Raw genomic sequence first — 290 nt, forward strand, 5'->3', positions numbered from 1 at the left:
GATCCTGCTGTTTTTGCTGTTGCCCATCCTCGTCATCATCCCGCTGTCGTTCAACCAGGGTTCGATGCTGCTCTACCCGATCCAGTCGTTCTCACTGCACTGGTACGACACGCTGTTTCACTCTGACGACTGGGCCCGCGCCGCCACCAACAGCTTCATCGTGGCGCCCTCCGCCACCGCACGGGCCACCGTCCTGGGGACGCTGGCGGCAGCCGGCCTGCACCGCGCGCAGTTTCGGGGCAAGGGCCTGCTCATGGCCGTCCTGATCTCGCCCATGATCGTGCCGCTGG

At 65.2% G+C, this 290-nt stretch carries 1 protein-coding gene; it reads left to right on the top strand.

What is annotated here, in order from left to right; genetic code table 11:
- Positions 1–290, top strand: a 290-nt coding sequence (locus WDW90_RS38915) for an ABC transporter permease (protein WP_431311225.1), incomplete at both ends; no start/stop codon positions are given.

The organism is Methylobacterium nigriterrae (assembly GCF_037106235.1).
Taxonomy (GTDB): Bacteria; Pseudomonadota; Alphaproteobacteria; order Rhizobiales; family Beijerinckiaceae; genus Methylobacterium; species Methylobacterium nigriterrae.